The 22,989-nt window shown below is 37.3% G+C and carries 23 protein-coding genes; 7 read left to right on the plus strand and 16 right to left on the minus strand.

The annotated features are described in order from the left end of the window. Nucleotides 1-113: 113 nt before the first annotated feature. The 3 genes from K5Q14_RS07265 to menB all read right to left on the minus strand — a co-directional run bounded on the left by K5Q14_RS07265 (nucleotide 114) and on the right by menB (nucleotide 3,036). Nucleotides 114-1,298, minus strand: a complete 1,185-nt coding sequence (locus K5Q14_RS07265) for a pyridoxal phosphate-dependent aminotransferase (protein WP_220735145.1) — start codon at nucleotides 1,296-1,298, stop codon at nucleotides 114-116. Between the two features lie 8 nt (nucleotides 1,299-1,306). Beyond that, nucleotides 1,307-2,098 carry a carbon-nitrogen family hydrolase gene (locus K5Q14_RS07270; protein ID WP_220735146.1) on the minus strand — a complete coding sequence of 264 codons (792 nt, stop codon included), beginning with the start codon at nucleotides 2,096-2,098 and terminating at the stop codon, nucleotides 1,307-1,309. A 104-nt stretch (nucleotides 2,099-2,202) separates the two neighbouring features. After that, complete coding sequence (gene menB / locus K5Q14_RS07275) at nucleotides 2,203-3,036, minus strand: 1,4-dihydroxy-2-naphthoyl-CoA synthase (protein ID WP_220735147.1); 834 nt, start codon at nucleotides 3,034-3,036, stop codon at nucleotides 2,203-2,205. Between the two features lie 36 nt (nucleotides 3,037-3,072). Between menB and K5Q14_RS07280 the strand changes: the two genes are divergently transcribed. Continuing rightward, on the plus strand, nucleotides 3,073-3,447 hold the full coding sequence (locus K5Q14_RS07280; RefSeq protein WP_220735148.1) for a PaaI family thioesterase: 375 nt from the start codon (nucleotides 3,073-3,075) through the stop codon (nucleotides 3,445-3,447). Between the two features lie 4 nt (nucleotides 3,448-3,451). On the opposite strand, the gene asp3 is transcribed toward K5Q14_RS07280, so the two are convergent. The 4 genes from asp3 to K5Q14_RS07300 all read right to left on the minus strand — a co-directional run bounded on the left by asp3 (nucleotide 3,452) and on the right by K5Q14_RS07300 (nucleotide 8,300). Then, entirely contained in the window at nucleotides 3,452-4,495 is a 1,044-nt protein-coding gene (gene asp3, locus K5Q14_RS07285) for an accessory Sec system protein Asp3 (protein ID WP_220735149.1), read from the minus strand. 5 nt (nucleotides 4,496-4,500) lie between these two features. Continuing rightward, nucleotides 4,501-6,027: an accessory Sec system protein Asp2 gene (asp2, locus tag K5Q14_RS07290; RefSeq protein ID WP_220735150.1), complete on the minus strand. Its 1,527-nt coding sequence runs from the start codon at nucleotides 6,025-6,027 to the stop codon at nucleotides 4,501-4,503. Beyond that, a complete protein-coding gene (gene asp1 / locus K5Q14_RS07295) occupies nucleotides 6,028-7,506 on the minus strand; it encodes an accessory Sec system protein Asp1 (RefSeq protein WP_220735151.1) in 1,479 nt (492 codons plus the stop codon). Nucleotides 7,507-7,664: 158 nt separating this feature from the next. After that, complete coding sequence (locus K5Q14_RS07300; RefSeq protein WP_220735152.1) at nucleotides 7,665-8,300, minus strand: GNAT family N-acetyltransferase; 636 nt, start codon at nucleotides 8,298-8,300, stop codon at nucleotides 7,665-7,667. Nucleotides 8,301-8,436: 136 nt separating this feature from the next. Here K5Q14_RS07300 and K5Q14_RS07305 point away from each other — a divergent pair, with 136 nt between their 5' ends. Further along, the gene (locus K5Q14_RS07305) at nucleotides 8,437-8,982 is read left to right on the plus strand and encodes a TetR/AcrR family transcriptional regulator (RefSeq protein WP_220735153.1); all 546 of its coding nucleotides are present in this window, start codon (nucleotides 8,437-8,439) and stop codon (nucleotides 8,980-8,982) included. Between the two features lie 90 nt (nucleotides 8,983-9,072). On the opposite strand, the gene K5Q14_RS07310 is transcribed toward K5Q14_RS07305, so the two are convergent. From K5Q14_RS07310 to K5Q14_RS07350, 9 genes are all read right to left on the minus strand, one after another. After that, nucleotides 9,073-9,645 carry a xanthine phosphoribosyltransferase gene (locus K5Q14_RS07310; RefSeq protein ID WP_220735154.1) on the minus strand — a complete coding sequence of 191 codons (573 nt, stop codon included), beginning with the start codon at nucleotides 9,643-9,645 and terminating at the stop codon, nucleotides 9,073-9,075. A gap of 18 nt (nucleotides 9,646-9,663) precedes the next feature. Beyond that, on the minus strand, nucleotides 9,664-10,587 hold the full coding sequence (locus K5Q14_RS07315; RefSeq protein ID WP_220735155.1) for a magnesium transporter CorA family protein: 924 nt from the start codon (nucleotides 10,585-10,587) through the stop codon (nucleotides 9,664-9,666). Next, nucleotides 10,571-11,029: a GNAT family N-acetyltransferase gene (locus tag K5Q14_RS07320; RefSeq protein ID WP_220735156.1), complete on the minus strand. Its 459-nt coding sequence runs from the start codon at nucleotides 11,027-11,029 to the stop codon at nucleotides 10,571-10,573. The genes K5Q14_RS07315 and K5Q14_RS07320 overlap by 17 nt, the downstream gene beginning before the upstream one ends. A 131-nt stretch (nucleotides 11,030-11,160) precedes the next feature. Next, complete coding sequence (locus K5Q14_RS07325) at nucleotides 11,161-12,837, minus strand: glycerophosphodiester phosphodiesterase family protein (protein ID WP_220735157.1); 1,677 nt, start codon at nucleotides 12,835-12,837, stop codon at nucleotides 11,161-11,163. Between the two features lie 147 nt (nucleotides 12,838-12,984). Further along, nucleotides 12,985-13,824 carry a YidC/Oxa1 family membrane protein insertase gene (locus K5Q14_RS07330; protein ID WP_220735158.1) on the minus strand — a complete coding sequence of 280 codons (840 nt, stop codon included), beginning with the start codon at nucleotides 13,822-13,824 and terminating at the stop codon, nucleotides 12,985-12,987. After that, the gene (rnpA, locus tag K5Q14_RS07335) at nucleotides 13,821-14,171 is read right to left on the minus strand and encodes a ribonuclease P protein component (protein ID WP_010015461.1); all 351 of its coding nucleotides are present in this window, start codon (nucleotides 14,169-14,171) and stop codon (nucleotides 13,821-13,823) included. The genes K5Q14_RS07330 and rnpA overlap by 4 nt, the downstream gene beginning before the upstream one ends. A 123-nt stretch (nucleotides 14,172-14,294) precedes the next feature. Then, nucleotides 14,295-14,435, minus strand: a complete 141-nt coding sequence (gene rpmH, locus K5Q14_RS07340; RefSeq protein WP_216761525.1) for a 50S ribosomal protein L34 — start codon at nucleotides 14,433-14,435, stop codon at nucleotides 14,295-14,297. 281 nt (nucleotides 14,436-14,716) lie between these two features. Beyond that, nucleotides 14,717-15,433: a YebC/PmpR family DNA-binding transcriptional regulator gene (locus K5Q14_RS07345; protein ID WP_220735159.1), complete on the minus strand. Its 717-nt coding sequence runs from the start codon at nucleotides 15,431-15,433 to the stop codon at nucleotides 14,717-14,719. A 74-nt stretch (nucleotides 15,434-15,507) separates the two neighbouring features. After that, complete coding sequence (locus K5Q14_RS07350; RefSeq protein WP_220735208.1) at nucleotides 15,508-16,041, minus strand: rRNA large subunit pseudouridine synthase E; 534 nt, start codon at nucleotides 16,039-16,041, stop codon at nucleotides 15,508-15,510. Nucleotides 16,042-16,531: 490 nt separating this feature from the next. On the opposite strand from K5Q14_RS07350, the gene dnaA reads away from it, so the two are divergent. The 5 genes from dnaA (at nucleotide 16,532) to gyrB (ending at nucleotide 22,947) form a co-directional block, all read left to right on the plus strand. Then, nucleotides 16,532-17,878: a chromosomal replication initiator protein DnaA gene (gene dnaA / locus K5Q14_RS07355; protein ID WP_220735160.1), complete on the plus strand. Its 1,347-nt coding sequence runs from the start codon at nucleotides 16,532-16,534 to the stop codon at nucleotides 17,876-17,878. A 189-nt stretch (nucleotides 17,879-18,067) separates the two neighbouring features. Beyond that, nucleotides 18,068-19,201, plus strand: coding sequence for a DNA polymerase III subunit beta (dnaN, locus tag K5Q14_RS07360; RefSeq protein ID WP_220735161.1), 1,134 nt, complete (start codon nucleotides 18,068-18,070; stop codon nucleotides 19,199-19,201). A gap of 140 nt (nucleotides 19,202-19,341) precedes the next feature. Beyond that, a complete protein-coding gene (yaaA, locus tag K5Q14_RS07365; protein WP_220735162.1) occupies nucleotides 19,342-19,803 on the plus strand; it encodes a S4 domain-containing protein YaaA in 462 nt (153 codons plus the stop codon). Further along, entirely contained in the window at nucleotides 19,785-20,912 is a 1,128-nt protein-coding gene (gene recF / locus K5Q14_RS07370) for a DNA replication/repair protein RecF (protein WP_220735163.1), read from the plus strand. The genes yaaA and recF overlap by 19 nt, the downstream gene beginning before the upstream one ends. Nucleotides 20,913-20,937: 25 nt before the next feature. Further along, nucleotides 20,938-22,947, plus strand: coding sequence for a DNA topoisomerase (ATP-hydrolyzing) subunit B (gene gyrB, locus K5Q14_RS07375; RefSeq protein WP_246587606.1), 2,010 nt, complete (start codon nucleotides 20,938-20,940; stop codon nucleotides 22,945-22,947). The last annotated feature ends 42 nt before the right edge of the window (nucleotides 22,948-22,989 follow it).

The following is a 22,989-nucleotide window of genomic DNA, read 5'->3' on the forward strand; positions in this document are numbered from 1 at the left end:
GCGTATCAGACAACTATTATTACTATACGCTCTTTTTCTTCTTTGTCAATACTTTCTTTCCCTTATTCTTCAAATCGCACAAACGCTCGCGTTTGTAAGCTTAATTTTATCTTTTATGCTTTAAAAACTGCTAATTGTCCAATTCTTTTTGCAGCTTCTACTAAGCGTTTTTCGTCTATTGTTAATCCTACACGGATGTAACCTTCGCCTTTATCGCCAAACCCAGACGCATCTGCTACGGCAACATTGGCCTCTGTTAACAACAAATCAGCAAATTCAGCTGAAGTATACCCCTTTGGCACTGGCATGAGCACATAAAAAGCGCCCTTAGGTAGATAAGGTTCCCAATTAAATTCGCGCACAGCTGAAACAAAAGCATTTCGCCGACTTTCGTATGTTTGTTGTAATGACTTAACAGCATTGTGACGTGCTTGGGTATTGCTTAATGCCTCAACTGCTGCATCTTGTATTGCTGGAAAAATTGAGACAAAGAGATGATCTTGGATAAGATTAATCGCTTCAATCATATCTGCATTTCCAACTGCAAAACCAACACGCCAACCTGCCATGTTAAATGTTTTCGACAGCGTATAGGTCTCAATGCCGACATCTTTAGCACCTGGTGTTTGTAAAAATGACAGTGGCTTATGTCCATCAAATCCAATTGCCCCATAGGCAAAATCTGAAACAATGCCCACACTATGATGCTTCGCAAATGCAACTGTTTGTTCATAAAATTCAGTTGTAGCGACTGCACCTGTTGGATTATTAGGATAATTCATGTAAAGAAATTTAGCTTTTTTTGCTGTTGACCCCGGGATTGCTGAATAATCTATTAGAAAATCATTTTCCCGTTTAAGTGGCACTGTTTCGTAATTAACACGACCTAAAGCAGCACCAGACAAATAATCTGGATATCCTGGATCTGGTAATAAGAGGGTATCTCCAGGATTCATCAATGCCCAGGGCAGTTCAACTAACCCAATTTTACTGCCCGCCAAAATTGCCACTTCTGTTTTAGGGTCAATGGTCACACCATATTCAGTTAAATAAAATTGCGCAATTGCCTCTTTAAAGCGCAATTCACCACGAAATAATGAATATTTATGATCAGCAGCTTTAGCTGTCGCCGTTTGCATAGCTTTGACAATATAATCAGGTGTTGGTAAATCTGGATTACCTTGTCCTAAATTAATCACATCTGCACCTGCTGCAATTTTAGCATTTACTTTGGCAACAAGTGACGCAAAAAACTGCTTAGGCAATGTTTTAAGTAAATCTGATTTTTCAAATTGCATAATTTCTCCTAATAATATAACTCAGGTCGTCGATCATCAAAAATCGGTATTTGACCGCGAACAGCTTTTTCATCATCAATATCAATATGACCAATTAACAATGTCTCTTGTATATCCAAAGCTTGCTGTACAATATGACCCAAAGGATCAATGATCAATGAGCGACCACCAAACACATTATCTTTATCTCGACCAACACGATTAGCTGCAACAACAAATGCCTGATTTTCAATGGCCCGTGCCTGTAACATGATTTGCCACTGTTCAATGCGTTGAATGGGCCACTCAGCAACCACATACAAAATTTCTTGGGGTCCAACTGACATCATCGTGCGCAACCATTCTGGAAAACGAATATCATAACAGATTGCTGCCGCCGACTTAACACCTGCTAAGTCAAAAGTATTTACTGCGCTACCGGCAGACACATATTTTTCCTCATTCATTAAACCAAAAAGATGTAATTTATTATATTCAGAAACTTTTTGACCTAATGCATCAAAAACAAACATCGTGTTATAAAATTGATGGTTTTGTTTGATTGCTACAGACCCCCCTACAATATTTAAATGATATTGCTTCGCTAATTTGCTAAGTAACATCTGACTATCTTGGCCATTGTTATCTGCTAGCTGATTTAAATCAGCTAACGCATATCCCGTATTCCACATTTCTGGGTAAATTAACACATCGGCATTGACCTCGGCGGCCTTTTTGGCATAATAAGCCACTGTTTGCTGATTATGTTTAGGTTCTCCTAAAGCAATATCAATTTGTGCTATCGCAACTTTAAGTTTCATAATCAATCCTCTTATGTGTTATTGTGCATTTTTTTATTGTTTTTGTCAAATTTATATCATTTTAAGCTCATTATTTAGCAATAAAAAAACACCTATCTGGTGTTTTAAGGGAATTTAGGAAATTGATCAAAATTGGGATCGCGTTTTTCTTTAAATGAATCACGACCTTCTTTAGCCTCATCTGATGTGTAATAAAGCATCGTTGCATCCCCAGCAAACTGTTGCAAACCAGCTAAACCGTCTGTGTCAGCATTCATGGCTGCTTTGATAAATCTTAGCGCGGTAGGTGACTTCGTTAATAATTCATCTGACCATTCAATTGTGGCATCTTCTACGTCAGCCAATGGTACAACCTTATTAATCCAGTTCATTTGGTAAGCTTCATCAGCTGTATAGAAGTGGTTTAAAAACCAAACTTCCTTCGCACGTTTGTGTCCAATAACACGGGCAAGGTATCCGGAGCCATAGCCAGCATCAAATGACCCAACCATCGGTCCAGTTTGACCAAACTTGGCATTATCAGCAGCTATAGTCAAATCGGCCACTAGTTGTAAGACATTCCCACCACCAACAGACCAGCCTTTTACCATCGCAATAATTGGTTTTGGTATAATTCTCATTAATCGTTGTAAATCTAACACATTTAAGCGTGGTATACCATCAACGCCAACATAACCGCCATTACCACGGACTTTTTGATTACCACCAGATGAAAAGGCTTGATCTCCAGCACCTGTCATAATAATGACACCAATTTTAGCATCATCACGTGCAATGGTGAACGCATCAATCATTTCAGACACCATGCCAGGTGTAAACGCATTATGTGTTGCAACATCATTCATCGTGATTTTAACAATCTTACCGGGATTTTTGCCATCAGTATTTGTTTCAAATAAAATTTCTTTATAGGCTTTTACAGTGTTCCAAGTTGTCATATGTTATACTCCATTCAGAAAGGGGATTTTGTTCTTATGAATATTATAGAACTTTTAGGGTTAAAAACCACCTTATTATCGGCAGAAAAAACAATTGTTGAAGTAATAGTGAGTGACAGGCTGATGCAACCATATGGTATTGTTCATGGTGGCATTAACGCGTTACTTGCCGAAACAGCTGCCTCACTCGGTGCCAATGAATGTCTACCTGACAATCTTGTACCAGTTGGCGTGGCGATCCAAACTAACCATTTAAAAGCAGTTAGTCATGGTATTTTAGTCGCCATCGCCACACCTGTAAACATCGGTCACTCATTACAAGTTTGGTCTGTATCTATCTTTGAAAAAGACACAAATACACTCACAAGCATCAGTACGGTGACAATGAAAAACCAAATTTTAAAAAAATAACACGTCAACGCGTGTTATTTTTATTTGTCGTAAAAAACTTTGATAGCGCACTCTTTTTAGGATGTGCAGCTTGATATTCCTGCCGCCGTTGTAATTCTTTTGGTGTTGGTGTTTCATAACTCAATGCGCCCAGACGTTCGTACCTGGGATGTGGGATAACTATTGCCACCTGATGATTTGCCACAATAGGATTTCCTAGATATTGTACGTTATCAACTGTCCGTACTATTGCCAAATCTGAACTTGGTGAGAGATTAACATCTTCACTAATAACTGCTAAGCTGCCTTTAATTTGCTGCTGATAATACAATGCCGCATAACTTGATATCGGACCATACCCAACAAATTCAACTTTGTTTGCATGCACTTGTTTACGTGCACTTTTAACAGCCGCTATCAAAGCCGGTTCGTGATGACGATAAAAACCAGCGTCAATATCACTACTCGTCAAGTACTGCACCGCTTGTTGTGTTTCGCTGATCCAGTCAGTCATGTAATCCGTCGTCATTTTTTCAGGTTCCGAAAAAACAACACGCAAGGTCTTCGTCGTTATTTTTTCTGGCACTTGAAGATAGGTATACAAATTAGGCGCTATAGTCAAGTCATTATCTCGCAGTACACCACTTGTTTGTTGGCGAATAACAAAGTTATGAAAGACAAAATGACCATTACCAGCAGAAACCAAATCAATGGTATAAAAAGCATAGTTCTCTGGCACTGTCACCGTTATTTTGTCAGCATTTTGACTATTCGTTACTAATTTTTGATATTGATCATCATAGAAAGTAACAACCAAATAAGCAAACATACGTTCACTATTATCAATACTTCGTTCGATCGTATAGGTGACACCACGTAACAGTTGGGGTAAATCGGAGACTTTTTTTGCGCGTTGAAAATAATGGTTCGATCGCCAAGAGGCAATTACACGCCCACTTGGCAAAAAATAATGTTCATAATACACATCATTTAATGCTCGAAAATCGATTGTTGCGCCTTGTAACTCAAATAATTGTGTTTGTGGCGTCCAATATATCTGATATTGCATGATGATTACCGATCCCCCTTACGCATATTATCTCTTAAACTGACCAACTGTGCTTTAATAAACGCTATCATTTCAGGAATTTTGGCTGTATGTGTTCCTTCTTCTTGAACATGTATTAATGGTGTCTTGTTCGCTTCGAAAAATGATAGTAATTTTGGCAAACTTTGCCCGTCATACTCATCTTGCTTAAGCGTAAATAAGGCTACCGTTATTTTTGACCAATCGACATTTTCAATATGCTGCCACAACGTGTTATCTAACATGTCAGTATCGTCTGGATGCATACGCCCTGCCAAAAAGCGCCGCACATCTAACGTCCAATCTTGGTTCACTTCTCTTGGAAACTCAGCATTTCCTGTCAATGTCCCTAAACTAATCAGTGGTTTAGCAACAACGAGCGCATGCGGCTTAATATCAGCCGCATAGTACATTGCTGGGAAGCTTCCCATTGAATAGCCTGTTAAAATAACATCTTCTGGTTTTAAATCGAGGGTCTTCATGGCTTTTTTAATGATCTCAACGATTTTTTGTTCATACGTTTCAGATCCAATATGAAATGCACCGCCTTGCATTCTCACATCTGAAAAAAGAAGGTACGGTGTCCCTAATTCATTTAACGGTCCCCGCATTTCGAAACCATCAACATGTAACCGGATACCAGAAAAATTAACAATTAGTGGTGCCTGACGATCCCCAGGATTAAAATAACTCAATACTTCTTCCTGATCATGAGTCATTTGCCGCTCATCCCCCGGTAGTAAAGTTCCCAAGCCGTGTCGCGAGCGCCGTTGATGTAATACATGAAGATCTAACTTACCGGTACCTTTGGCAAAAATTAAAATTTGATAGTCTTGGTAATCTGCTATGCCACCGATTGCCTGTTGCTGTCTCAATTCATCACCAGTGAGCGTCTGAACTGCTTGTATCTGGTTATCTTTGTAAAAAATAAATTGTACCTGCACCGCCACTGTTTCTGTCTGCGCATAATCTAACCAAACCATGTTTTCAACATGTGGCATTAAATCATCAACAAATGTATTCAACGTACCAATTTGTTGCCAAGCTGTACCAAAATCACCACTAAATTGCGCCGAAAAACGACCTTCTCGTTTAAAATGGCTGCCTGTGGGAGGCATTGGTATAAATTGTTGTTCACTAAAACGTGTTGAAAATCCTATTTGATCAAAATGAAAATCCTCTTGCAGACGTTGCTGAATTGCCTCCGGTGTTGTATTTTTTACACAAAAAGCACGCCGTTCATCTAAAATGTCTTGAAATGCCGGTGTGATATTTTTTGCAAAGTAAATGATGCGTAAAGCCGGCCATGCACTGATTTGACCTGATAACAACGTGCTTGATAACGTATCATCAGTCAGCACAACGTAAGTTTGCTCTAAAACATACGGGTCTTTTTGAAACGCTAACCGTGTGGGCAAGTCAAGAATTGTCGTGTATTGCCAATCGATACGTGTTGTATCAATAGCCGTTGTCCAATCATCGGCCCCAATTTGAAGCACTGAAATATCTGCCATTTATAGATTCCTTTGCTTAATCTTGTTAAAAATTTGTTGCCATTTAATCCAAACCATGTCGTCACTAAAATCTGCAACCATTTGGTGAGTCGCTTCTTGCGTCTCTGACAAATGATGATTATCGTCTAAATAAAAATTCAAAGCGTCAATGAGTTCCGAATGATCTGACAATAATTGACCATTTTTATTTGGTATCAAATACTCGGTCTGTACACTATTAATTTGCGGTACGCCAAAACTAATTGCTTGCGTTTGTAAAAATTGGTCCGGCCTCTCACTAAGATCTAATAAGATGCGTGTATTAGCTATGTACCGTGTGCGCTGCACTTCAGTTTGCGGTGGCAAAAATTGAAACCGAGTTTTGTAAGCCATCTGACTGTCGCTATCCACAATACCGTGTGCATTCGCTGCTGTCAGACTGTTTTTTGCAATCAGTTCATCAAATGCCGTATGTGATTGCGCCGTTTCAATCAAAACCAATATATTGGGATGATTTGCTATAACCGCACTCACCACATCAAAAGCAGTTGACGTTATTGTTGTTGCTTGCCAGTAAATCGTCGAAAAAGGCTGTATTTCGCGATGATTATTTTTTTTGGCCGCAACATATGGTGGAATAATGGCAAGTGTTTCGCCATGATTTAGCTGTGTTATAATTTTGCCATATTGCTCTTTAGTATCCGTTACAGAAAAGCGTGTTGTATCCGGACTTTTTAACAAAAGATTTTTGGCAAGTTGTTCGTCTGTACGTTTAGCTTGATAATTCAGGATGATTGGTTGCTTTGGTGCGACTTTGTCAATGAAAAAATTAGCCCGCTGACTTTGTGCAAAAATAAGATACTCGTTTTCCGGTATCGTTTGCAAATGATGCGCTAATGCTGCTGCAATCAGTTCAGACATAGTCGTAAATGTTGTCTGCGTTGTCCACGTTTGCTGTGTCGTTACAACGCCTGTTGTATAATCTTCTTGAACTGCAACATCGCCACTGGGTGTCAAATAGTCCCGACGTAAAATAACCGCGTTATCATCAAACGTTGTCACTCGAGAAATAAAACCGCGATCATCAATCAAAAGCTCTTGTGTGTGCTTATTATTTGACCATAAATCAACTTTTTCAAAGCGTGTCCATGACGGATATTCAAGGCTTATCGTGGCAAAATGTTTCCCTGCAACTTGAACATTAATACAATCAGTCATGTAAACAAATTGCGCATTTTCAGGCCAAGAAAAATCAGATAAAGCCAAGGGTTTGGCGTCTTTTATTGAAATTTGTTGCAACAAATCATAAACTGACCAAGTTTGAGCACTTTCAATTGCTTTGTCTGATAAAATTTGGCGTAATTTAGGTAAGTAATCCACTAAAATAAGTTCAACTGCTTGACCTTGTGACAAAAATAATTGTGTTTGATGAACTGAATCGTTAAACTCTGGTAAAGTCAAACTGTATGCGTGCCAATCTGGAATAATGTGCAAATTCATATTTTACCTCTTATGTACTTGCACTCTCATGCATGTGTTATTGGATTAATAGCATATTATCAACACATATCCTATTTTGTTATAATCATTTATTCCATTATACCAATTTCACGCGTCATTTTTGCAGGTATTCATTCAGAAAAACTTGTCCCCTTATTTTAATCTACCAACACTTGCATAAAAGACCAATTTTTGACCTGATGGCCTTTAAAATCAAGTATCCGTTCATCCGTTATTTTGAAATTATTTTTTTGATAAAAAGTGACATTATTTTGTGTATTAGTAATAAGAGATAAACTCTGCGCACCTTTTGACTTAACATAAGGTATGACAAAGTCCGTTAATGCACGCGACCCAATATGTTGGCCTTGATAACCAGGCCTTACTGCTAATAAGTTCACATGCCAATTTGTTGGTGAATACTGTTGTGGCAATTTTTCTGCTTCATCAAGCATAGCCAAAAATTGTGCTAAATTATTTTGAAAGAAATAGGGAAACATTTTTAATCCGCCATTTTTTATATATTGCCATATGGTAGTTTTTGGTAATGTTGCAGCCTCCAAAATGACAATTGCTAAAATTTTATTTTTTTCTTCCAACACAAATGCTTTTTGTTGCTTAACATTTGTAGCCAAATGAACAGCATGCATGCTTTGAATAAATTTCTGATAATCAGCTTCATGATGAAAAGTCTGTCTAATTGTTTTTTGGTATAATTCATACTCACTAAATGACGCAGCAGCAAGTTCTGATAACTGTTTTATTTCTGGGATAACCGCGTGTCTAAAATTCATAAAGCCTCCTTCTATGGTTCGTACTTAATTGCGAACTCACTAACAGTCTATCGACTGATAGAAGATGTTACAATAAACACATATGCCATATCTGTTTATTAAACAACAGATTGACTTTTATTGAGGAAAAAACACCATGGATCGCAGACAAAATAAGACACAATTAGGTATCAAAGCAGTTTTCATTCACTTGCTCTCAAAAAATCCAATTGACAAAATTACCGTATCTCGCATTTCTGAACTTGCTGACATTAATCGTGGTACTTTTTACTTACATTATCACGACGTGTATGACCTACATGACCAAATTGTTGCTGAATTAATAACAGACATGACTACCATTTTTAGTACAACCTACCCGACAACAACAGAAAATTATAGTAGTTTCAAAACATTGAGTTATCAACTCGTTAACTACATTGCAACACATCAGGCAACTGTTGATGTGTTACTAAATCAGCAGCAAGTTGGCGCAGTTGTCTTTAAAAAAGTTAAAACAACATTTATCCAAAAAGCACTCATCCTTGAAACAGATTTGTCTGACAGTGTTCCTGATAAAATTGAAATCAATTTTATCGTTTCAGGTATCATGGGTTTGATTATTGACTTCATTTCACATGAATTGCCTATCACCGCTGAAGAGCTGTATCAACATATCTATAACTTATTACTGAAATTCTAAACAAGTAAAAGAGGCATCATTTTAGCAGTAAAACCTATTGCTAAAATGATGCCTCTTTTGTTAGATACTGTTTCACGTGAAACAGTATCTTTAAGATAAGAACGTTACTTTACCATTATCAAACGACTTAATACGCGCTAAACTTTCAACTTCTATCCCAAGCTCATCGAGCAACTGCCGTCCTTTTTGAAATGTCTTCTCAATAACAATTCCGACACCAACAACCTCTGCTTTAGCTTGTTGCGCAATCGATAGTAATCCTTCAATTGCTTGCCCATTAGCCAAAAAATCATCAATCAATAAAACATTTTCACCGGCCATCAAGAAACGATGATCAATCATGACATGGTTAGTGACATTTTTTGTAAAAGAATAGACATCTGCTGTCCAAACATCATCTGGCAGCGTTAATGATTTATTTTTTCGTGCAAATACCACTGGCACATGTAATGCCAATCCCGTAAAAACAGCGGGCGCAATTCCTGAGGACTCTACCGTTAATATTTTATCAATTTTGTTATTTGCAAACAATCGTGCAAATTCTTCACCAATCGCTGCCATCAGTTCGGGATCAATTTGATGATTTAAAAAGCTATCAACTTTTAATACTTCTGTCCCCAAAACACGACCATCTCGACGGATACGGTCCTCTAATAATTTCATAATACCCCTCTTTGTTATTTATCTTCTAAAAAACCCACTCAATGCTAGTACTAAGCTAACAGCCGCCATTAAAACTAGTGTTATCACAATCGTTATCCACCAACCGTCTTGTGCCGTTGCAAATGGTAACCATTTGACATTTTCCCCATAAAAGCCACTGACAATTGTAGGCACTGTTAGTACAATTGAATACACGGTTAGCACTTTCATTGTCCAGTTCAAATCACGATTACTTAGGTTACCGTAGGCATCTGAAACTGAAGTAATAACAGCCATTGCCAAATCTGCCATATGTTCCGCTTGCCCAACTTCAACACGCACATCATCAACATGTTCTACTTCAAAATGGGCAATTTTTGTTTTAAAATCTTGCTTGAAGGCATTAAGCATCACATGGTTATTTGCCAATGAATTTTGAATATAAATCATTTGTGTTTGTAATCGTAATAAATCATTCATTTGCTTTGTGGTGCGTTTATGGTGACCCAATTGCGCTTGGATGACACGGCGCTTACGATTAATTTCCGTGACTTGAGTTACATATCTTGTCATTAGTGAATATAACCCTGTCATGACAAAATCAATCGCACTAATTTCATTATCATTCCCACGTTTTTGGCGATTTTTAGGATCTAATAAAACCGCTTGAATATAATCTGTCACTGAATGCGAAAACGTATATAAATCACCATGCGCAAACAAAATACCGATGGGTCGTGTTTCAACCGTAGTATCATGATATGAAATCACATCAATAACCATCAAAGATTCATCAGCAACGCTGTCATATTCCATACGTACCGCCTCGTTATGATCAACAGCATAGCCAATAATTTCATTAGTCAGTTGATGTTCACTCACTAATATTTGATTATCCTCTGCGGTTAAATTGGACACATGGTACCAAGTAAAGTTATTAAATTTTTTAACTGTTTCGATCATCTCTATACGTCACATTCATTGGATTTGATAAAATTGAATGCGCAATTACTTTAAAACCTTCACGTTCGTAGAAGTGTTGCGCACTGGTATTGGCAGTTACTACTTTTAATTCAAGTGGTTCTTTGACCATCTCGCGTGCTTTTTTTAATAAGACAGCCCCAATACCTTGTCGTTGCCACCCTTCTTTAATAAATAACAAATGTAAAAAGCTGTCCCACTCTGATACCGATGAAAAACCAACAATCTCCCCATTAAATACAGCAACTGTTACTTTCTCACCTAAGATAGCTGAATCAAAATCAGCGCGTTTAGGTGAATTGACCCAAGGAAAATTAGTAAGGCGGGTATCTAAATAAATGCGCGACAATGCGTCAGAATCTTCTACCTGCATGGCACGCAAAATTAAGTTGTTCGTTTGTGAACTGTTGCTTTGACTAGCCATTAATATTTTTCACCTCACGCTTTGAACACCACAAATTATTAACCCATGTTTTTTTAATACGGTTGCATTGTCATTATTTCAACATATCAGAGTATATTATACCAGTTTTATTGTATGACTAAACACTTGTACTAAATAGCCGTTTTTTGTAACATCACAATATACCACATCGCATCAGCATATACAGCGTGTCGTGATAACTTCTGCAAAAATGCACGTGTTTCTTTTGGGTAATCTGTAATATATCCTTGAACACCTAATGCGTAATTACTATTAATATCTGCCTCCTCATTTAAGGTCCAGACGTACAATGCCTTATGATTTTTAATCACTTGACGTGCAATGTTAGTATTCACATTGGAATATTCCATAGCATAAAATGTATTAAACTTTGCACGATTAATGCTGTTGACAACTGGTGACAGTAAACCTATTGGCCTATCCGAGTATTTTGCCAATCGCTTAATTGCATTTTGGTTCATTGATTGCAGCTGTGCACGATTTTCTGTTAGATAATTGCCATACTTTTTTTGAAAATTAACCAGCTGTGCTGTCGTAATGGTTGTATTGATTTTTAATTCCACAAGCAATTTCTGTTTTAATTGATTTGCACGTTGAATATACGCTAGAAATGGCGTGACAGTAATGACTTTCCCGTTTTCTTCGTAACGCACCTTTTTTAAAACATGCCAAGGTGTCTCGTTAATTGGATAAGTTTTACCATTTTTAGCTTTAATTTTAGCATCATGACTTAAAACATAAACACCATCACTTGTTGCTTGAATGTCTATTTCTACATAATCCGGTTTTGTTTTAGCAACTTTATTTAGGCTAATAATCGTATTTGAGGCATCCGTTTCTGATGACACGCCTTTGTGTGCAATCACAACATAATTTTTAGTGGGTTGACTAACAAATTTACCTGACAGTAGGCTACTGGCTACGCCAACAAGAACAACAACAATAACTTGCGTGATGCTTAAATATAATTTAATATCACGTACTCGTGTAGGTGAAGTCTGCTGATCTTTAATGATAAAAAATAACCACACTTGGCTTGTAATAAAATAAAAATAACCAATCGCAATGGCAATCAGAATATTGACCATACTACGATTCAAGCCGTTACTAAGTCCCTGATCAAACAAGCGTTGTAACCAATAGAGTCCCCCAACAACAGCAATAGTTATTAACGCATATTTTCCAATTGTTAAAAAAAAGTAGCCACTCTGAAACTTTGTTTGTTGCCAACTACGCGCCACATTAACTTTCAAATTTTGACGTGTCGTTATCGCAAAATAAGGGACTAATCTTAATCGATACACCAGAAATAATAATCCAATATTAACAACAGCGATGATAACCCACATCATCGGCGTCATAATTGGATCAATAAAGGTTTTTGGGATTGTGAGATAATATGCAATTGGAAATTTAAAACCAATTTGATTTAAAGGTATCAATAACAGCATCGTAACAAAAACAGCAAGATGAATTTGTAATGATTTTAATCCCCTTAAAAAATATTGCCTACTTGCTATATCCCATGTTAACAACATAGTTATGACAACAACCGCTATTAGCATCATCCAAACAAAAAAATAACCAATTAACGTCAATCCATAGATCAGCCAATTATTACTAAAATAAGTTAATAATTTTCCTAGACTGCCAGTTGCAATACTATAAGCGCTTGGTTGATAAGATTGAATTGCATCAATAGCCTGTGATGACAAGTAATTAAATAAAAATAATACCACAACCAAAATGGCTGAGAACTGATATTTACTGACGTGTTGCTTCCTCATCTCAAAATCTCCACTATCTTTATATTTCTTATTCCTTATTTCTTATTTCAGAATAACATTTTACCACCGTTTTTCAATTTTTTTGTTTGATGTTTTTAAACAATAAAAAAAGCTGTGTTGCCTGACTGGCAACACAGCATGAATACATTAACGTTTCGTACTACGCTTTGCTTTTTTAATTTTACGCTTCATATCACGCTCTTTTTGCGCTTCTAATTCACGTTGACGTCGTATTTTAAAGGGATTTTGTAAGAAGAATGTTTGAATTGTTTGAAACAAATTTCCTACTACCCAGTACAATGATAACGCACTTGGTACAGCAATTGCAGAGAAAAAAATCACGACTGGGAAAATATACGGCATTGCCTTTGTCATGCCATTTTGCTCTGGTGTGGCTTGCGTTGATAGCCATGATGAAGCAAATGTGAAAAGTGCTGCTAAAATTGGCAAAATATAGTAAGGATCATTATTTCCTAATTGTAGCCATAAAAATTTGCCTGATCTCAAAACCTGTGAGTTATAAATTGATTGATACAAAGCAATCAATACAGGCATTTGTACAATTAAAGGTAACATTGACGCAAATGGATTTACCCCAGCATCCTTATACAAGGCTTGCTGTTCAGCCATCATCAGTTGACGACTTTCAGTATCTTTGCCTGGGTACTTAGACTGTAGAGCCTTGAGAGCTGGTTGTACAATTTGCATCTTCATCATTGATTGAATCTGATAAACCATTAAAGGTAAAATCAAAAAACGAATTAAAATTGTAAAAACAATTATTCCCATGCCATAATTATTACCAAACCATGCTGAAGCGCCTAAGATAGCAGAGGTAAATGCCGCAACAACAGCACTCCACAAGCTATGAGAAGCCACATGACCACTAAAGCTCATACCAGCAATAATGATAATAATTAACGCAATGGCAGCTAGAATCAGCGGTAACGGACCGATTTTTTTTAAAATATTTGTAAAACGTTTCATTCTTCTTCCACTTTCAGGATATTAGCTAATTTCAGCACATGCACGATTTGTTCTTTGATGAATTTTTGACTCTGCTTCGCCACTGCTGGCCGTGCAATTACCAATATGTCAAGTTCGTTAGGTAGTTGCGGCTTTAATTCCAAAATACTTTGACGAATACGACGCTTTACCCAAACACGATCATGCGCTTTACCAACTTTTTTACTCACAGAAATTCCTAGTCGAAAATGCTTCTGATCGCTTTTGCCTAACTGATAAACAATAAAATATTTATTGGCAACCGACCGATGTTTATTAAAAACAAGTTGAAAGTCAGTTGGTTTTTTAATTCGAAAAGTTTTTCTCATTTGACTAGTCTCTCTTGAGGATTTGATAGGTTAATATTGAATACCTGTTACGCAAACATGTATGCTCACATACTTTTATAGTCTTTTATTAAATAAAAAAGCCACTGCATAGCAGCGACCTTGTTAGGCTGATAGAACCTTGCGGCCCTTTGCACGACGGCGAGCCAAAACTTTACGACCGTTGCTTGTGCTCATGCGCTTACGGAATCCGTGTACGCGTTCACGATGACGCTTCTTTGGTTGGTATGTACGCTTCATGTGTATTCACCTCCATTCGCGATTTTTTACCTGCAAAAACTTTGCAATTCGATTTTAATCATAACATGAATCAACTACGTAAGCAAGCAAATTCACCTGTTTTTATGTCTAAAAATGTTTTTAGTAAATGCAATACTAACATTGTACCCTTTATTATAGTGAAGGACAATAGTTAGTCAACGAATGTCACGACATAACCCGTTTATACATGCGTTTTTTAAATAGTATACAGAAATAGCGCTTCAATTATGAAGCGCTATTTCTGTATACTATTGATTTCCTATTTATTACAACGTCACATTGTGATGAACAGTTTGGACATCCTCATCTGATTCAAGGACGTCAATTAACTTTTCAAATGTTGCCAAGTCATCCCCGTCAAGCGTCATTTCTGCTTGTGGTAACATTGAAATTTCTGTCGTTGAAAACGTTGACACACCATTTTGACGCAGCACTTCAATGGCTTTATGCAACGCGTTTGGTTCTGTGTAGACAACGATTTGATCGTCTTGTTGTTCCGCATCACGGACATCTACTTCGGCATCTAACAATGTTTCTAACATGCTGTCTGCATCATTGCCTTCAAAAACAATCACCCCTGTTTCATCAAACAAATAACTCACTGATCCAGCTGCACCATATGTGCCACCATTTTTATTAAACTCAGTCCGTACGTTTGTCGCTGTACGATTAACATTTGAAGTTAATGTGTCAACGATAATTAGTGAGCCATTAGGACCAAAGCCTTCATAACGACCGGCAATAAACGTCTCATCCCCAGAACCACTGACTTTCTCAAGGGCACGTTCAATAACATGTTTTGGTACTTGGGCTTGCTTAGCACGTTCAATAACAAATTTTAAATTTGAATTTGCTTCTGGATCAATACTCCCACCTTGCTTGGCAGCAACATAGATTTCAATCCCATATTTACTATTAACCTTGGCTGCAGCACCGTCTGTCTGCGCCTTTTTCATTTTAATGTTTTCCCACTTACGTCCCATGCTTTCACCTCATTTAATATTTATTTCTTTTATCATTATAACGGTTTACAAATACTTTGCACCAAAAAATAAATTTATTTTATAACACGATACATACCAGGCTTTAAATCACCAATATGATAGGTATCAATATGTGTTCGAATTAAGCGTAAGGTCGGGATACCAACTGCTGCCGTCATACGACGAACTTGACGATTTCGCCCCTCTTTAATCTTAATCTGAAGAAAACTAGTGGGCTGATTTTGACGCACACGAATCGGCTTTTCCCGTTCCCACAACCATTTTGGATACGGTATACGTTTAACTTTTGCTGGCAAGGTCAGCCCATCTTTTAATTCAACACCTTGTTCTAACATTTTCAACTGGGCTTTAGTTGGGACACCTTCAACTTGAACAACGTAGGTTTTATAAGCCTTATTTTCAGGATCAGTTAACTCATGATTAAGTTTACCGCTGTCTGTTAAAAGCAATAAACCTTCACTGTCCATATCTAACCGACCAGCAGCATAGACTCTTGGAATATCAATATAATCAGCCAAAGTTGGTCTGCCATCAGTATCCGTAAATTTAGTTAAGACGTTATAAGGTTTGTTAAATAGTATAATCATAGGTTCATTATAGCAAAGATATGCCTGTAAAAGATGGTAAGTATTAAAGTCCTTAACCTTTTCTTTACTATTCACAATCTTATCCAAAACAAGACACAAGCCTGTGCAGTAACTACGTTTATAAAAACGTTAAGCACAGGACTGTTCACAAGTTATCCACATATCCACAGCTTGTTATTGCTGAATTGTGGATAATGTTTATAACAAACCTCAAATATTGTCCTTACCCACTTTTGAATGTTTATAAACTTGTTTGTTTGTGGATAACTCGCACATTTGTTCGTCTTTATATCCACAAACCCTTTTTTATTTTGTCCACAACTGTTGATATTCTTTAAAATTATCACTCTCCTGTGGAAAACTCTATTTCTTACTGTTATAATAATATTTGCTACTTCTTCTTTAATATAGAAAAGTTGATCGGTTTAAGACGTCATTTTTTTAATTTGTCGTTATTTTTAAAGTACACCGAATTATAGGAGAGATTTTTGTGACAAAACCCATAACAAAAGAAGAATTATGGAATCAGGTAAAAGCTAAATTCTATCAAGAAATTGGTCCTGTTTCCTTTGATACCTATATAGAACCACTTGTCCCAGTTACTTTAACGGAATCAAGTATTATTCTAGAAGTCCCTGTTGATGAAAGTACTGATATCATTGATAATTGGAACAAATCATATGCCATGAGCTTTGTACAGTATGCCATGGAAATCGCTGAAGGGTTCATCAAACCTGAACTTCGTATTGCCGAAGCCATACAAAAATCGACGCTTATTCAAACAGAAAATCTGACATTTACACGAGAATCAGATTTAAATGAGAATTTTACGTTTGATAAATTTGTTGTTGGTACTGGTAACGAAAATGCTTACGCGATTGCGCGTGCAGTCGCTGAAGATCCTGGTCGCGTCTATAATCCATATTTAATTTACGGTGGTGTTGGACTTGGCAAAACCCATTTAATGCAATCTATCGGTAATGCTTACTCAAAAACAACACCATCAGCGCGCATTAAATATGCGACGGCAGAAGATTTTTTAAATGATTTTACTGAATCTTTACGTGCTGGCGAGGGTGCAACTGCGGCATTTAAAAAAGAATATCGTACCGTAGACCTGTTATTAATTGATGATATCCAATTCTGGTCTGGTAAAGAAAAAGTTCAAGAAGAATTTTTCAACACTTTTAATGTTTTAACCAAAACAGGTAAACAAATCATCATGACATCAGACAAATTGCCAACAGAAATTGTTGATCTACAATCTCGTCTGACATCACGTTTTGAAGCTGGTATCTCAATGGATATTCAAAAGCCAGATTTACCAACCCGTGTGGCTATTCTCAAAAATTTAGCAGAAACCGACAATTTAGAGATTCCTAATGATGTATTAGAGTTGATTGCTGATAAAATTGATTCTAATATCCGTACACTTGAAGGAACATTTCATCGTTTTGAAGCGATGTTACGCTACCGTAACAAACCAGCCACGAAAGAAACCGCTCAAAAAATATTGGGCGATTTAAATATTAATCAAGGCTTTAAAATCACTGTTGAACGCATTCAACAGGTTGTAGCTGACTACTATATGCAAACAATCGATGATCTCAAAAGTACTAGTCGAAAAAAAGACCTTGTCACTGCACGACATGTTGCGATGTACCTAACTAGAACACTAACAAACGAAAGTCTACCAGACATTGGTCGATCGTTTGGTGGTCGTGATCATTCATCCGTTCTACATGCAACCAATAAAATTACTGAAAAAGCCGAGTCGGATGCACGAACAAAAGAAATGCTTGAAGCACTAACAGATGAGATAAAAAATGGTAAATAGGGCTTGTGGATAAGATAGAATAACCTCTTGGTTTTTCCCACACCATTGTGAACAAGTCTAATCGTTCTATACGTTATGAACAAGCAGTTATCCCCAACTTAAACACCCCTTATTATTACTACTAGATCTTTTATTTAAAATATTTAAAAACATGGCTACGCATATTGCTAAAATCAAAGGAGCATAATTATGCAATTTTCAATTAATCGTCAAGCTTTTATTAAAGCTTTAAATGATGTTTCTCGTGCAATTTCATCTCGCACGACGATTCCAATTTTGACTAATATCAAAATTGTCTTAACACAAGAAGAGTTAATTTTAACAGGCTCAAATAGTGATATTTCAATTGAAACGCGTATCGATCAATCAGATACTGGTGCACAATTAATTATCAAGCAGCCAGGTGGCATCACACTATTGGCAACATTTTTTTCAAATATTGTTAAAAATTTACCTGCTGATGATATGACGTTATCTGTTGACGGTGTTCGTGCTAGTATTACATCTGGGGCATCTGATTTTACAATTAATGGTCAAGATGTTCATAACTATCCACAATTACCAGAAATGGATGATGTTCAAAGTTTGAGCGTTTCGGCAGCACAGCTTGTTGATATTATTTCACAAACCAAAATATCTGCTTCAACGCAAGAAAGTCGGCCTATTTTAACGGGTATTCATTTAGCTTTGAATGGTAATGACGTTAAAGCAGTGACAACTGATTCACATCGTCTGTCACAACGAATTGTAACTTTGACGGGTACTGATGCCCAAGTTAAAGCTGATGTGATTATCCCGGCTAAGTCTTTTAATGAATTACAAAGTTTGTTAGAAGGACAAGATCGCGTTGAAATTAAGTTAGCAGCAAATCAAGCGGTATTTGATTTGGGTAATACAACTTTTTATTCAAGATTGTTAGAAGGAAATTATCCAGAAACTGATCGCTTAATTCCAACAGAAAGCACAACACAGCTCACGATTGAAGCGAGTGCATTATTAGGCGCAATTAACCGTGCCAGTTTATTAAGCCATGAAAGCCGCAATAACGTTGTCCAACTCACGCTAGAAGATGGGGTGGTAACATTAATTGGTACATCACAAGAAGTAGGTCGTGTACAAGAAGAGTTGGTGACAAAATCTGTTGAAGGTGACAATTTGGAGATTTCATTTAATCCAGATTATGTGCGTGACGCATTACGCGTGTTTAGCGGTAAATCTGTTGATATCAAATTTACAAGTAATTTACGGCCATTCACATTGACGCCAGCTGGTGAAACAGATGACAAGCAATTGCAGCTGATCACACCAGTACGCACGTTTTAATTCCTGACGGGCGTTTTAAATAAAGTTGATAACAAACAAACATTTATCCTTAAAACGGTCTAAAATCGCTTAAAAACGATTTTAGACCGTTTTTTTAAGAATAAGCTGTAAAAAAATGGTATAATACAAGAGTAACTAATATGACGAAAAATATAAAAATCACAACTGAATACATTACACTCACACAATTACTCAAAGAAGAGAATATTATTTCTTCTGGTGGTCAGGCAAAGTATTATCTAATGGATTTTCCAGTCTTATTAAATGGCGAGACAGAAAATCGCCGTGGCAAAAAACTGTATAACCACGATGAGATTACTGTGGACGGCGAGAACTATGTCATTTCATTAGCAGATAATGCTGATGAAATGATCGCAGCAGCGCAAGAAGAAAAGGCTGAACGTGCCGCTGCTGCAAAAAAAACCGTGCGCAATGACCGAATTAAAGCACAAAAAGCTGCTGTCGCGAAAGAACGTAAAGAAGCACGATTTGCTGAATTACGTAAGAAAAATGGGACACGAGCAGGTGGGTTTGGTCGCTCTAATCAAGGTGGTCGTGGCTCAGGACCAAAAGGGCCTAGTTCTTGGAACTCCAATCACTAAGACTGGTTAATTACCGTAACTATGCTGACCTGTCGCTAAATTTTAGTGATGGTGTGAATGTTTTTTTGGGTGAAAATGCACAAGGTAAGACAAATTTACTAGAAAGTATTTATGTTTTAGCTTTGGCACGCTCACATCGAACAAGTAGTGATAAAGATTTAATTCGTTGGCAGGAAAAAGAAGCGACAATTAGTGGTCGTGTTAAGAAAAGTATTAGTGAGACACCGTTATCTTTGCATTTTTCGAATAAAGGCAAAAAAGCGCGTGTGAATCATTTGGAACAATCTAAATTATCACAATATATTGGCCAATTAAATGTTATTTTATTTGCACCCGAGGATTTAGAATTAGTGAAGGGTGCTCCTAGTGTACGACGGCGATTCATTGACATGGAATTTGGGCAAATGAATCCCTTATATTTGTACAATACCACGCAGTACCGTCGCATATTAAAAGAGCGCAACGCGTACTTAAAGCGTTTGCAGATGAAACAAACTACGGACACTATTTTTTTAGATGTTTTGACAGAACAATTAGTTGATATTGGTGCACAGGTGCTTTTGGCACGTCAAACATTTTTAAAAAGATTAGAAATTGCTGCGCAGCCTATCCATGCTGAAATTTCAAATCAACGAGAAACCTTAACTTTGAGATATCAAACAAGCATTGATTTTGAAAAGGAAACTGATTTATCAGCGATAAAAGCTGTTTTTGAACAAACCTTAAAAAGGCAACAAGCACGTGAAATTATGCAAGGATCAACATTGGTTGGTCCGCATCGTGATGATATACAGTTTATTGTTAACGATAATGATGTGGCTGTTTTTGGCTCACAAGGGCAACAAAGGACAACAGCACTCGCCATTAAGTTAGCTGAAATAGATCTCATGCAACAAGAAACGGGTGAATATCCAATCTTGTTACTTGATGATGTGTTGAGTGAGCTTGATGCCAATCGACAAACACATCTGTTGTTAGCAATTCAAGATAAGGTTCAAACGTTCATTACAGCGCCAACGTTAAGTGATGTGGCACGGCAATTAATTCATGCGCCTAAAGTGTTTCACGTGCAACAAGGTGAAATTGTGTTAGAAGAACAAGCTGAGTGACTAGCAAGTACATAAAGGATTTAATATGTCTGAAGAAATAAATAATGAATTAGAAAATATAGATGGTATTGTAACTGATGATGTTGAAATCCGTCAAGCAAGTACTGTAAACGCCAGTGCAGGAGACTATAATGCAGACCAAATCCAAGTTTTAGAAGGGTTAGAAGCTGTTCGTAAGCGGCCAGGTATGTATATTGGTACAACGACTGCACAAGGTTTGCACCATTTGGTATGGGAAATTGTTGACAATGGGATTGATGAAGCCTTAGCTGGCTTTGCCTCACATATTACAGTCACAATTGAAAAAGATAACTCGATTACCGTGACTGATGATGGCCGTGGCATTCCAGTAGATATCCAAACTAAAACAGGGAAATCGGCACTTGAAACAGTCTTTACTGTATTGCATGCTGGTGGTAAATTTGGCGGCGGCGGATATAAAGTTTCTGGTGGCTTACATGGTGTTGGTGCGTCAGTCGTTAATGCGCTATCAACTAATCTAGATGTTAGAGTTGTCCGTGACAATCAAGTCTATTACATGGACTTCAAGACAGGTCGTGTCAATACAAGTATTGTTAAGCTAGATGAAAAACCCACAATTGATCGTGGCACAATTGTCCACTTTAATCCTGACAGCGATATATTCCGTGAAACAACAACTTTTAACTATAATACATTGCTGACACGTGTACGCGAATTGGCATTTTTAAATAAGGGTTTGCGTATTTCTATTACAGATAGTCGCCCAGAAGCGCCTGTAACAGAGAGCTTTCATTTTGAAGGTGGCATAAAAGAGTATGTTGAATATTTGAATTCTGAAAAGACAGTTATTTTCCCTGAACCTGTTTACGTCGAAGGTGAAGAAAATGGTATTGTTGTGGAAGCAGCATTACAGTATACAACAGATATCAAAGATAGTTTGCGTACCTTTGCAAATAACATTAACACCTATGAAGGTGGGACGCACGAAACAGGATTTAAAACAGCATTGACACGTGTTATTAATGATTATGCTCGTAAAAATGGGCAATTGAAGGACGCTGCTGAAAGTTTGACCGGAGAAGATGTGCGTGAAGGCGTGACAGCGATTGTGTCAATCAAACATCCAGATCCGCAGTTTGAGGGTCAAACCAAGACAAAGTTAGGAAACTCAGACGCGCGACAGGCAACAGATCGCATGTTTTCAGAGACCTTTAGTCGCTTTATGATGGAAAACCCGATAGTTGCCAAACAAATTGTTGACAAGGGTATTTTGGCGCAAAAAGCACGTTTAGCCGCTAAACGTGCACGTGAAATGACACGTAAACAATCTGGCCTAGAAATTGGTAATTTACCAGGTAAATTAGCAGATAATACGTCAAATGATCCTGCACTTTCAGAGTTGTTCATTGTAGAGGGTGATTCTGCCGGTGGATCTGCTAAGCAAGGGCGCAATCGTGTCACACAAGCAATTTTACCGATTCGTGGTAAAATTTTGAATGTTGAAAAGGCGACTTTAGACAGAGTATTAGGAAATGAAGAAATTCGGTCACTGTTTACTGCAATGGGAACAGGATTTGGTGATGATTTTAACGTTGAAAAGGCAAATTATCATAAAGTTATTATCATGACTGATGCCGATGTCGATGGCGCACATATCCGTACGTTGTTGTTGACACTATTTTATCGTTATATGCGGCCATTAGTTGATGCAGGGTATATTTATATTGCACAACCACCTTTGTATGGGGTAGCGTTAGGTAATTCCAAGACACGTGAATATTTGGATACCGATGAAGAACTTGAAACATACTTGGCGCAATTGCCATCAAATATTAAGCCAAAAGTACAGCGTTATAAGGGATTAGGTGAAATGGATTTCGATCAGCTTGCTGATACAACAATGGATCCCTTAAATCGTCGTTTATTACGTGTTGATCCTTCTGATGCGGAGGCAGCTGATAGTATTTTTGATATGCTAATGGGTGATGATGTCGCACCACGTCGTGAATTTATCGAAGAAAACGCTGTGTTCGTAGAAAACTTAGATATTTAAAAGAGTGTGCGTATGGTCCGTCATGAGGCGTGGCGTAACCAG

The organism is Leuconostoc inhae, assembly GCF_019656015.1.
Lineage (GTDB): Bacteria > Bacillota > Bacilli > Lactobacillales > Lactobacillaceae > Leuconostoc > Leuconostoc inhae_A.

Bases quoted from the DNA above. Each gene is read 5' to 3' on its own strand.
- K5Q14_RS07350 (WP_220735208.1), bottom strand. From the start codon at position 16,041: ATGATTATACTATTTAACAAACCTTATAACGTCTTAACTAAATTTACG.
- K5Q14_RS07310 (WP_220735154.1), bottom strand. From the start codon at position 9,645: ATGAAATTATTAGAGGACCGTATCCGTCGAGATGGTCGTGTTTTGGGG.
- K5Q14_RS07280 (WP_220735148.1), top strand. From the start codon at position 3,073: ATGAATATTATAGAACTTTTAGGGTTAAAAACCACCTTATTATCGGCA.
- rnpA (WP_010015461.1), bottom strand. From the start codon at position 14,171: ATGAGAAAAACTTTTCGAATTAAAAAACCAACTGACTTTCAACTTGTT.
- asp1 (WP_220735151.1), bottom strand. From the start codon at position 7,506: ATGAATTTGCACATTATTCCAGATTGGCACGCATACAGTTTGACTTTA.
- asp3 (WP_220735149.1), bottom strand. From the start codon at position 4,495: ATGCAATATCAGATATATTGGACGCCACAAACACAATTATTTGAGTTA.
- K5Q14_RS07300 (WP_220735152.1), bottom strand. From the start codon at position 8,300: ATGAATTTTAGACACGCGGTTATCCCAGAAATAAAACAGTTATCAGAA.
- K5Q14_RS07325 (WP_220735157.1), bottom strand. From the start codon at position 12,837: ATGAGGAAGCAACACGTCAGTAAATATCAGTTCTCAGCCATTTTGGTT.
- K5Q14_RS07315 (WP_220735155.1), bottom strand. From the start codon at position 10,587: ATGATCGAAACAGTTAAAAAATTTAATAACTTTACTTGGTACCATGTG.
- menB (WP_220735147.1), bottom strand. From the start codon at position 3,036: ATGACAACTTGGAACACTGTAAAAGCCTATAAAGAAATTTTATTTGAA.
- K5Q14_RS07270 (WP_220735146.1), bottom strand. From the start codon at position 2,098: ATGAAACTTAAAGTTGCGATAGCACAAATTGATATTGCTTTAGGAGAA.
- K5Q14_RS07265 (WP_220735145.1), bottom strand. From the start codon at position 1,298: ATGCAATTTGAAAAATCAGATTTACTTAAAACATTGCCTAAGCAGTTT.
- asp2 (WP_220735150.1), bottom strand. From the start codon at position 6,027: ATGGCAGATATTTCAGTGCTTCAAATTGGGGCCGATGATTGGACAACG.
- K5Q14_RS07330 (WP_220735158.1), bottom strand. From the start codon at position 13,824: ATGAAACGTTTTACAAATATTTTAAAAAAAATCGGTCCGTTACCGCTG.
- K5Q14_RS07305 (WP_220735153.1), top strand. From the start codon at position 8,437: ATGGATCGCAGACAAAATAAGACACAATTAGGTATCAAAGCAGTTTTC.
- K5Q14_RS07345 (WP_220735159.1), bottom strand. From the start codon at position 15,433: ATGGGACGTAAGTGGGAAAACATTAAAATGAAAAAGGCGCAGACAGAC.
- K5Q14_RS07320 (WP_220735156.1), bottom strand. From the start codon at position 11,029: ATGGCTAGTCAAAGCAACAGTTCACAAACGAACAACTTAATTTTGCGT.
- dnaN (WP_220735161.1), top strand. From the start codon at position 18,068: ATGCAATTTTCAATTAATCGTCAAGCTTTTATTAAAGCTTTAAATGAT.
- yaaA (WP_220735162.1), top strand. From the start codon at position 19,342: ATGACGAAAAATATAAAAATCACAACTGAATACATTACACTCACACAA.
- gyrB (WP_246587606.1), top strand. From the start codon at position 20,938: ATGTCTGAAGAAATAAATAATGAATTAGAAAATATAGATGGTATTGTA.